At 63.7% G+C, this 9,213-nt stretch carries 9 protein-coding genes and 2 riboswitches; of the genes, 2 read left to right on the top strand and 7 right to left on the bottom strand.

Features of this window, described 5'->3' with window-relative positions:
* Positions 1-85: 85 nt before the first annotated feature.
* A complete protein-coding gene (locus ACY69P_RS10220; RefSeq protein WP_404843642.1) occupies positions 86-469 on the top strand; it encodes a ferredoxin-thioredoxin reductase catalytic domain-containing protein in 384 nt (127 codons plus the stop codon).
* Positions 470-556: 87 nt separating this feature from the next.
* Here ACY69P_RS10220 and thiC read toward each other — a convergent pair whose 3' ends face one another.
* The 7 genes from thiC to ACY69P_RS10185 form a co-directional block, all read right to left on the bottom strand.
* Positions 557-1,861, bottom strand: coding sequence for a phosphomethylpyrimidine synthase ThiC (gene thiC / locus ACY69P_RS10215; protein ID WP_462327388.1), 1,305 nt, complete (start codon positions 1,859-1,861; stop codon positions 557-559).
* 10 nt (positions 1,862-1,871) lie between these two features.
* A complete protein-coding gene (gene thiE / locus ACY69P_RS10210; RefSeq protein WP_462327387.1) occupies positions 1,872-2,522 on the bottom strand; it encodes a thiamine phosphate synthase in 651 nt (216 codons plus the stop codon).
* Entirely contained in the window at positions 2,519-3,133 is a 615-nt protein-coding gene (gene thiF / locus ACY69P_RS10205) for a sulfur carrier protein ThiS adenylyltransferase ThiF (RefSeq protein ID WP_462327386.1), read from the bottom strand. Before thiF ends, thiE begins: the two co-directional genes overlap by 4 nt.
* Positions 3,130-4,272: a 2-iminoacetate synthase ThiH gene (gene thiH, locus ACY69P_RS10200; protein WP_462327385.1), complete on the bottom strand. Its 1,143-nt coding sequence runs from the start codon at positions 4,270-4,272 to the stop codon at positions 3,130-3,132. The genes thiF and thiH overlap by 4 nt, the downstream gene beginning before the upstream one ends.
* 2 nt (positions 4,273-4,274) lie before the next feature.
* A complete protein-coding gene (locus ACY69P_RS10195; RefSeq protein WP_462327384.1) occupies positions 4,275-5,045 on the bottom strand; it encodes a thiazole synthase in 771 nt (256 codons plus the stop codon).
* Positions 5,046-5,050: 5 nt separating this feature from the next.
* Entirely contained in the window at positions 5,051-5,251 is a 201-nt protein-coding gene (thiS, locus tag ACY69P_RS10190) for a sulfur carrier protein ThiS (protein ID WP_462327383.1), read from the bottom strand.
* A 177-nt stretch (positions 5,252-5,428) separates the two neighbouring features.
* Positions 5,429-5,540, bottom strand: a riboswitch (TPP riboswitch).
* An 87-nt stretch (positions 5,541-5,627) separates the two neighbouring features.
* Positions 5,628-5,733: riboswitch (TPP riboswitch) on the bottom strand.
* A 136-nt stretch (positions 5,734-5,869) separates the two neighbouring features.
* Entirely contained in the window at positions 5,870-7,108 is a 1,239-nt protein-coding gene (locus ACY69P_RS10185; protein ID WP_459900736.1) for a dicarboxylate/amino acid:cation symporter, read from the bottom strand.
* Positions 7,109-7,345: 237 nt separating this feature from the next.
* On the opposite strand from ACY69P_RS10185, the gene ACY69P_RS10180 reads away from it, so the two are divergent.
* Entirely contained in the window at positions 7,346-9,202 is a 1,857-nt protein-coding gene (locus ACY69P_RS10180; protein ID WP_462327382.1) for an aldehyde ferredoxin oxidoreductase N-terminal domain-containing protein, read from the top strand.
* Positions 9,203-9,213 lie beyond the last annotated feature (11 nt).

The raw sequence follows: 9,213 nt of genomic DNA, 5'->3' as shown, positions 1-9,213 counted from the left end.
TCTTCTCCGAAAAGTCTTGACCTTGACGGGCTGAACTGCTTGGACAACTCGTTGATACTGTCATCAAGCGATAAGGAGAACCACAGTGCCGAGCGACAAGAGCCTTGAACTCATCCGAAAGTATGTAGCGAAATACACTGCGAAGACCGGAACCTTCACGCATCCTGAGCCTGAGGTGACGGAAGCTGTTGTTCAGGGTCTTGCCGACCATATCGACACGCTTGGCAAGCCGCTGTGTCCGTGCCGTTTTTATCCGGACAAGCAGGAAGAGATAAAGCAGCGCACGTGGATTTGTCCCTGTGATGATATGCAGGAGTACAAGTACTGCCACTGTATGCTCTTTGTGGCGGAGAACGGTCTGCCCATTACGGAGCACCTGCCGGAGGACCATGACGGCAGGGCGGCGTACGGCGAGGTTGCCGACCCTGACCCGGAGAAGGCTCCGCGGTGTAAAAAGCGCTCCGAGTAGGCGCGACAATTTGGCATAAAACAGCCCCGGCTTCCATATGGAGCCGGGGCTGTCTGCGTTTTTTGGGATGGGGGCGAACGGGGCGGGCTATTTGGCCATGCCGAGTTCCTTGCCATCCTTCACGCGCTTCATGGTGCGCACGGCGCACATTTTGCCGCACATGGAGCAGGAGTCCTCAACCTCGGGCTTGGAGGATTCGCGGAACTCGCGGGGGCGCTCCTCGTCGAGGGCGAGCTTAAACATCTTGCACCAGTCGAGGTCGGCGCGGGCGCGGGACATGGAGTCGTCCCAGTCGCGGGCGCCGGGGTGGTTCTTGGCGATGTCGGCGGCGTGGGCGGCAATCTGGGTGGCGATGATGCCTTCCTTCATGTCGTCGAGGTTGGGCAGGCGCAGGTGCTCTGCCGGGGTGACGTAGCACAGGAAGTCCGCGCCGGAGCCTGCGGCGATGGCGCCGCCAATGGCGGCGGTGATGTGGTCGTACCCGGGGGCAACGTCGGTGACGAGGGGGCCGAGCACGTAGAAGGGCGCGCCGTGGCACAGGCGCTTTTCCATCATGACGTTGCCGGGAATCTCGCCCATGGACATGTGGCCGGGGCCTTCAATCATCACCTGGACGTTGCGCTCCCATGCGCGCTTGGTCAGCTCGCCAAGGGTGATCAGCTCTTCAACCTGGCAGGCGTCGGTGGCGTCGTGCAGGCAGCCGGGACGGCAGCCGTCGCCAAGGCTGAGGGTGACGTCGTACTTCTCGCAGATTTCGAGCAGCCGGTCATAGTGCTCGTAGAAGGGGTTCTCCATGTCGTTCTGCTTCATCCATGCGTAGAGCAGGGAGCCGCCGCGGGAGACGATGCTGGTGATGCGGTCCGTCTTGTCGAGGCGCTCGGCAGCGGCGCGGTTCAGGCCTGCGTGAATGGTGAGAAAGTCCACACCGTCTTCAACGTGGCGCTGCACCACGCGGAAGAATTCGTCCACGCTGATGTCCTTGAGTTCTTTGTCATAAAAGCCGACGGCGTCGTACATGGGCACGGTGCCGACCATGGCGGGGGACATCTCCACAAGGCGGGTGCGGAATTCCTGCGTTTTGCCAAAGCAGGACAGGTCCATGATGGATTCGGCCTTGAGGTTCAGGGCGTGGCGGACTTTTTCCAGCTCCAGTTCCACGTCGTTGGCGTCCTTGGAGATGCCGAGGTTGACGTTGACCTTGGTGCGCGTGCCTTCGCCCACGCCCTCGGGGGAGATGCTGGTGTGATTGACGTTGCAGGGGATGATGACGGTGCCTTTGGCAAGACGCTCCATAAGGTCGTCCAAGCGCATGTGTTCCTTTTCGGCAACGGTCTTCATCTGCTCGGTGACGATGCCCTTGCGGGCGGCGTCCATCTGGGTGGTGTAGCTCATGGGGTACTCCTTAGGCGTCCGCCATGTGGCGGCGGATGGTGTCGATGGTGTGTGGAATGTCCTTGGCTGCAACAATTTCGGTGACCATGGCAACGCAGCGCGCGCCGCGGCGGACCACGTCCGCAACGTTGTGCGCCTTGATGCCGCCTATGGCCACAAAGGGAAGCCCTGCGTTGGCGGCGGCCCATTCCAGATAGGTCAAGCCGACGGGGTCGCAGACGTCTTCCTTGGTGAAGGTCTTGAAGATGGGGCCAACGCCGATGTAGTCCGCGCCGTCGGCCTTGGCCTTTTGGGCTTGCTCCGGGGAGTGGGTGGAAACGCCGATGGCGACGTGCTCGCCTACAAGCTGGCGCACGGCGGCGACGGGCAGGTCGTCTTGACCGATGTGCACGCCGTCCGCGCCTGTGAGGACGCCGAGGTGCACGTCGTCATTGACGATGAAGGCCGCGCCCGCTTCGCGCGTTATTTGGCGCAGGGCGAGGCATTCTTCGTACTTGTCGCGCATGGATTTGGACTTTTCGCGGTACTGGACGAGGCTGACGCCGGCGGCCAGCATGTCCCGCACCACGTCGATAGTGCTGCGTCCGCCGGAGAACTTTTCTGCTGTGAGGCAGTAGAGGTCCGTGTCCAGAATGGTGCTTCGGGTGATGGGGCGTGTCATGCATGCTCCTTAAGGAAATGGGCGAGAACGAGGCCCGCCTGTTTGGCTGCGGCGATGCCGACGCCCGGCGACAGGGGCGGGGCGTCTGGTCCGGCTTCGTCGCCGCCGTCGCCGACGATGTGCAGGTCCGGGCGCACGGTGCGGATGACGATGGCGTCGTTATCGCCGCACCCGGCAATGCCGCTGGCGCCGACATAGAAGACGCCGCGTGGCAGCAGGGTTTCGGCCAGCATGGCCTTGGCCGCGGCATCGTCAAGGCACTCCACAACGGCGTCGCAGTCCGCAAAGACCTCGGCGGCAGTGTGGGGGGCAAGGGCGCGGTGCTCCAGCCGCAGGTGCAGTTCCGGATTGATGGCGCGGAGGTTTTCGGCCAGCGCGTGGGTCTTGGGCTGGCCAATCTGCCGCGCGAAGAAGAACTGCCGGTTGAGGTTGGAGGCTTCCACGCTGTCATGGTCGCACAGCACAAGGGAGGCGAAATCGCTGCGCACAAGGTGCATGGCGCAGTTGGAGCCGAGTCCGCCGCATCCGGCGATGCCGACGCGCACCCGGTAGAGGCGGGCGAGGGCGGTGGCGCCGATGTGGCTGGCGATGCCGTGCAGGGTGTGGTTCATGCGGACCACCGCCTTTGGCTTGGCGCGGCGATGGGTTCCCAGTCCTTAAAAACGGGCTGGTAGCCGCGCGCGCGGAGCATGGCCGTGAATTCATCAAGGCTGCGGTCGTCGGAAATCTCGAACTGACCGGTCTCCTTGGCGTCGTCACCTTCGGCGTGGCCGCCTACGGCTGTGCTGACCCCGGCGCTCATCTTGGTGACACCAAGGGGCAGGATGTTGTCGCGGAACTCCGGCGTCTCGCGCGTGGAGACCGTGATGCCGACGGAGGGCAGGAAGATGCGCTGGGCCAGCATTATCTGCACAAGCTCGGCGTCGCCTACTTTGCTGGCGGGCTGGTAGGCTCCGGCGTGGGGGCGCATGCGTGGCAGGGAGATGGCAATGTCCGTCCCCGGATACCCGCGTTGGAGGTATTGGGCGTGCAGGCCCGTGGTGTAGGCCTCGCGCCGCCAGTCTGCGGCAAGGCCGAGGAGCGCGCCGATGTTCACCACGCGCAGGCCTGCGCGGCATCCGCGCTCCGGCGCGTCCAGGCGGAAGCTGAAGTCGCGCTTGGGACCGGCGGGGTGCAGGCGCTCGTAGAGGGTTTGGTCGTAGGTTTCCTGAAACATGGTCAGGCCATCTACGCCAGCGGCGGCGAGGCGGGAATATTCGTCATCCGTCAGGGCGTAGACCTCAATGGCGACGGACGGGAAGATGTCGCGCAGGATGCGCGTACAGTCCTCAAGGTAGTCCACGCCAGCCTTGGCCGGGGATTCACCGGTGAGGATGAGCAGTTGGCGCTGGCCCGTGGCCGCAATGGCCTCGCCCTCGGCGCGGACCTCATCCAGCGTCAGCCTGCGGCGGTGGATGCCGGTTTTGGCGTTGAATCCGCAATAGACGCAGTGGTTGGCGCAGAAGTTGGACAGGTAGAGCGGGGTGAAGATTTGGACGGTCCGCCCAAAGTGCCGCTGGGTGATGCTTTGGGCCTTGCGGGCCATATCCTCCAGCAGGCCGCTGGCCGCGGGGGAAAGCAGGGCGAGGTAGTCCTCGGCCATGATGGTCTGCTTGGCAAGGATGCGCCGGATATGGTCTTCGTCCGTGGCCGCAAAGGTGGCTTCCAGCTCGGCGTCCTGCGCGCGTTGGCAGATTTCGGCAAAGGACATGGCTAGCCCTCCAGAAATCCGGTCAGCGGTGAGGAGGCCGTGGCGGTTTCGCGCAGCGCGCCCTGTCCGGCAAGGTAGGCGGCGCGTCCGGCGCGCACGGCCTCGCCAAAGGCGCGGGCCATCATGACGGGGTTGGCGCTGGAGGCGATGCCCGTATTCACAAGGCAGGCGTCCGCGCCCATTTCCATGGCTTCGCAGGCGTGGGATGGCTTGCCGAGGCCGGCGTCCACGACGATGGGCAGGTCAATTTCCTCGATGAGGATGCCGATCATCTCGCGCGTTTGCAGGCCGCGGTTGGTGCCGATGGGCGCGCCAAGGGGCATTACCGCCGCCGCGCCCGCGCTCACAAGGTCGCGCGCAACGTAGAGGTCCGGGTTCATGTAGGGCAGCACGGTAAAGCCGTCCTTGACGAGGCGCTCCGTGGCGCGGGCTGTTTCGTAGCCATCGGGCAGCAGGTTGCGGCTGTCGGAGATGACTTCAATCTTGATCCAGTCGCCACAGCCTGCGGCGCGCGCAAGGTGGGCGATGCGCACGGCCTCGTCGGCGTTTCGCGCGCCGGAGGTGTTGGGCAGCAGCTGCATGGTGCTGGGGATGTGGTCCATGACGTTGCCGGTGCCCGCGCCAAAGTCCACGCGCCGAAGCGCTACGGTGATGACGCTTGCGCCGGACGCCGCGGCGACCTCGGGGATAAGGGCGTCGTCGCCATATTTTCCTGTGCCGATGAACAGACGGCTCTCAAGCTGAACGCCGCCGATGGTCAGTGTCTCCGTCATTGTCTTCATCCTCCTCCGACAAAGCGCAGCACTTCCATGTGGTCGCCGTCGGCGAGGGCTGTGCTGGCGTAGTTCTCACCCGGGATAATGGTCCTGTTCAGCTCCACAACGACGGTTTCGGGCGCAAGGCCGCGTTCCGTCAGCAGGCTGAGAATGGTGGACCCATCCGCGCAGGGGGTGGATTGTCCGTTGAGTGTGATGGTCATGTGTTCCCTTCCCGTTTCGGGTTGTGAGTACCGGCCGTGGACCGAAGCGGTGCTTCGGCGCTTTTCCCACGTTGTCCGGTGGCCGCGAGTGCAGAAGGGAGGGAGTGTGACGCCCGGAGACAGACGCCCCGTGAACAGCAGACAAGCCTCCCACGGGGGGAGGCCTGTCTGCATCGGTGATGCTGGCTGACGCTTCCCTCCGGCGGTATGAACCGCATCAGGTTCTAAGGGTCGGAAAACGCCTGTGTTTCCCATCTCAGCCCCGTCAGGAGCCCCCCTAGCGTCTGAGGACCGGTGCAAGAAGCCCGGTACGCAGATATATACGAGCAGTGGCGCAAAAAAAAACGTCCGCCGGGAGGCGGACGTCGAGTGGTGTGCAAACGATGACCGGCTTCCCTCCGGCAGTGTAAGCTGCGTCAGGTTCAAAGGGTCGGAACGCGGTTCCATCTCAGCCGCCTAACGCGGCCCCCCTAGCTCGTGAGACTGACGCTAGGGGAAATTGCGCGCGCTGTAAAGCGGCGGCAGTGAATTTCTTGTTCAGCTGACCAATGCCAAAGAAAAAGCGCCCCCACCGTGTGGCGGGGGCGCTGGAGTATCCGAGAAAAGACCGTGTGGCGTTTAGGCTTCGGCCACCACGGGTTCTTCTTCAAGCTGGTCAAGTGGCGTGCGCGACATCTCGCGGTCCAGGTCGCCCTCCAGAGAGGCAATGACCACACCGGCGGTGTTGTCGCCCACAACGTTGGCGAGGGTGCGGAACATGTCCAGCACGCGGTCAATGCCCGCCACAATGGCGATGCCTTCCAGCGGCAGACCAACGGACTGCAGCACGAGGGTCAGCATGATAAGGCCGCTGCCGGGGATGCCGGCGGTGCCGACGGAGGCCAGCACGGCGGTGAGCACAACCGTGGCCTGCTGGACCACAGTCAGGTGCACGCCGCAGGCGTCGGCCACGAAGATGGCGCCAACGGCCTGATACATGGCCGTGCCGTCCATATTGATGGTCAAAGCCAGCGGCAGGGTGAAGCCGGAAATCTTCTCCGGCACGCCAAGCTGTTTCTGGGCGCGCATGGAGAAGGGGAATGCCGCGGCGGAGCTGCACGTGGAGATGGCGACCAGCGCAGGCTCCAGAACCTTTTTGAGGAACTGGATGGGAGAGATGCGCGCGACAAGGCCCACGATGGCGCTGTAGGAAACGAGAATGTGCAGGAAGCACGCCGTCGCCACAGCAAGGATGATCTTCACCAGCGGCAGCAGGATGTCTGCGCCGTACTTGCCCGCGGTCCACGCGATGAGGGCGAAGATGCCGATGGGGGCCATGTTGATGATGATGTCCGTCAGCTTGAGCATGACATCAGCAAGGGACTGGAAGAAATTCGCGACCGGGCGGCCTTTTTCGCCACTGGCGGACAGGGCCGCGCCAAACAGCAGCGCAAAGACGATGACCTGCAGCGCCTTGCCGTCTGCCAAAGCGGCGATGGGGTTGGTCGGCACCATATTCACCAGCATGCCGGACAGGGTGACGGCCTCTGCCTTTTTGATGCTGTCTACGGAGCCGATGGTCAGCCCGGCACCGGGGTGCATCAGGTTGGCGACCAGCAGGCCGATGCTCACGGCAATGGCAGTGGTGAAAATGAAATAGATGAGGGTTTTGACGCCAACGCGCCCAACTTTTTTGATGTTGCCCGCGCTTGCGACGCCGTTGACCAGCGTGGCGAGGATGAGGGGCATCACGATGAGTTTCAGACACCGGATGAAGATGTCGCCGATGGGCTTAAGGACGGTGGCGTCCTCTCCAAAAATAAGGCCCGCCCCAAGGCCCAGTGCAAGGCCAAGGACAATCTTGTGATACAGTTTCATGACGTTTCGCTCCTCCCGATCGGAATTGGTCTCCCGCGCGGTACTCCCCCCCGGCGGGGCAAGGCTACAGACAATGAATTACCCTGTTTGTCAAGCCCGGCGTGGCCTCCGCGGGGGTTCGGCAGCAGTCAAAAGTTAGCTATTATCAGGCACATATGGAAAATTTGCGGTATCATTAGCCGTCTTTTTGTATATTGACAGCATGAGCGTTCTCGGGGAAAACCATTTCCGCTTCTTGTGCATTCCCGGTGCACCCCCATTTTCCCCAACCTTGAGGCCGCTCCATCCGTGTCAAACACCACGTTTCATCCGCGACAGCAGTTTCGCATCCTAAATGTCTCCCTCACGCAGGGGACGTTTGCGTGTGATATTGCGCATGACGTTGCCGTACATCTGGGCGGCAGCGGGCTTGCGGCGGCCATCTTTTCGCAGCACGGATGTATGGACCAGCCCGCGCGGCATCCGGACCAGCCCCTTATCTTCGCTATTGGCCCGCTGACCGGGCGCTTTCCCATGATGACCAAGGTCGTCTGCGGCTTCATGTCGCCCTATCACGGCCAGTACACGGAATCCCACGCCGGGGGGCGGCTGGGTATGTGCATGGCCCGCGCCGGATGGGACGCCATTGAACTGCGCGGCGTTGCCGAAGGCCCCGTGATGCTGCGCATCGACCCGGAGGGCTGCCGCGTTGTGCCCGCTCCCGAGCTTGCAGGGCTGGATACCTTCGCCACGGAGCACGCCGTCAAGGCCCGCCTTGGCGCGGACGCCCAGCGCGCGTCCATATGCTGCATCGGTCCCGCGGCTGAGACCGGGTGCACCTACGCCTGCGCCACCGTGGACACCTATCGCCACTTTGGGCGCATGGGAGCCGGGCGCGCCCTCGCCCTCAAAGGCGTCAAAGCCATCGCCGTGGTCGGTGCGCGCCGCGTGTCCAAGCCCGCCAGCGCCGAGTACAAAGCCGTCTTCGCCCGCCTCAGCCGCGAGTGCGCGACCTCGCAAGCCACCAGCAAGTACCGCGGTCCCGGCACCGCAGGCATCGTGGAGTCCATCAACGCCCTTGGCGCGCTCCCGTGGCGGAACCTTGAGGACAGCACGGACACCGGAGCCGAGCATATTTCCGGCGAGGCCTTTTTGCGCGACATTTGCGTGAGTAAGCGCTCCTGCGCCGGGTGCACCGCCGCCTGTATTCATCTCGGGCGCGTCACCACACCCTTCAATGGCGCGCTAACGGATCCGCAGTCCATTAGCTACGACTACGAGCATATTTTTGCCCTTGGCTCCATGCTGGGCATTACCGACCCGCACGCCGTTATGGGGCTGATTTTGTCCGTGGAGCGGCAGGGGCTGGACATCATGAGCACGGGCGGCTGTCTGGCCTGGGCCACCGAGGCCACGGAACAAGGCCTCATCTCCGCCACGCAGACCGTGGTGCCCCTCGCCTTTGGCAACGCCCCGGCCTACGCCGAGGCCATCGCCATGCTCGGCTGCGCCTACAATGAGTTCTACCGCGTGCTCGCGCGCGGCGCCGCCCATGCCGCCGCTGTCTACGGCGGCGGGGATTTTGCCTGCGTTCTGGGGCAGGAAATGTCCGGCTACGCCACAGGCGAGGTGTTCTTTGCCGCGCAGGCCCTCAATTTTCGGCATTCGCACCTCGACAATCTCTGCTACTGCTACGACTACGAGCACTTTGAGCGCGATGCCAAGGCCGCCGTTGACGTCCTTATGGCCGACGAACGCCGCAGGACGCTCGTCAACTGCATGGTCGGCTGCATGTTCGGCCGAAAAATCTACACCGCCGACGTCTTCGCCGACTGCATGCGTCTGCTTGGCTATGACGCCACCGCTGATAGTCTCGACGCCGCCGCCGACGCCGTGCAGCGCCATCGCTGGAAGCTGCGCCTGCAGTCCGGCTACGACCCCAGAACCGTGCGCATCCCCAAGCGCTTCTCCAAAGTTGTCACCGCCCGCGGCCCCGTCGACCCCGCCTACATGGACGCCGTCCGCTCCACCTATGCCGCCGCTATTCTCGATATGGGCGGCGGGGTGCCACAGCCTAGTGCCGCCGCCGAAAGTGCGGCGGAAGAGCTGGTGTAAGAGCGAAGAGC

This window comes from Desulfobaculum sp. (genome assembly GCF_054921475.1).
The sequence above is the reverse complement of the archived record's forward strand: the minus strand, read 5'-3'. Positions and strand labels throughout refer to the sequence as shown.

Excerpts from the sequence above, each read along its gene's own strand:
- thiC (WP_462327388.1), bottom strand. The coding sequence starts at position 1,861 with ATGAGCTACACCACCCAGATGGACGCCGCCCGCAAGGGCATCGTCACC.
- thiE (WP_462327387.1), bottom strand. The coding sequence starts at position 2,522 with ATGACACGCCCCATCACCCGAAGCACCATTCTGGACACGGACCTCTAC.
- thiF (WP_462327386.1), bottom strand. The coding sequence starts at position 3,133 with ATGAACCACACCCTGCACGGCATCGCCAGCCACATCGGCGCCACCGCC.
- thiH (WP_462327385.1), bottom strand. The coding sequence starts at position 4,272 with ATGTCCTTTGCCGAAATCTGCCAACGCGCGCAGGACGCCGAGCTGGAA.
- ACY69P_RS10195 (WP_462327384.1), bottom strand. The coding sequence starts at position 5,045 with ATGACGGAGACACTGACCATCGGCGGCGTTCAGCTTGAGAGCCGTCTG.
- thiS (WP_462327383.1), bottom strand. The coding sequence starts at position 5,251 with ATGACCATCACACTCAACGGACAATCCACCCCCTGCGCGGATGGGTCC.
- ACY69P_RS10185 (WP_459900736.1), bottom strand. The coding sequence starts at position 7,108 with ATGAAACTGTATCACAAGATTGTCCTTGGCCTTGCACTGGGCCTTGGG.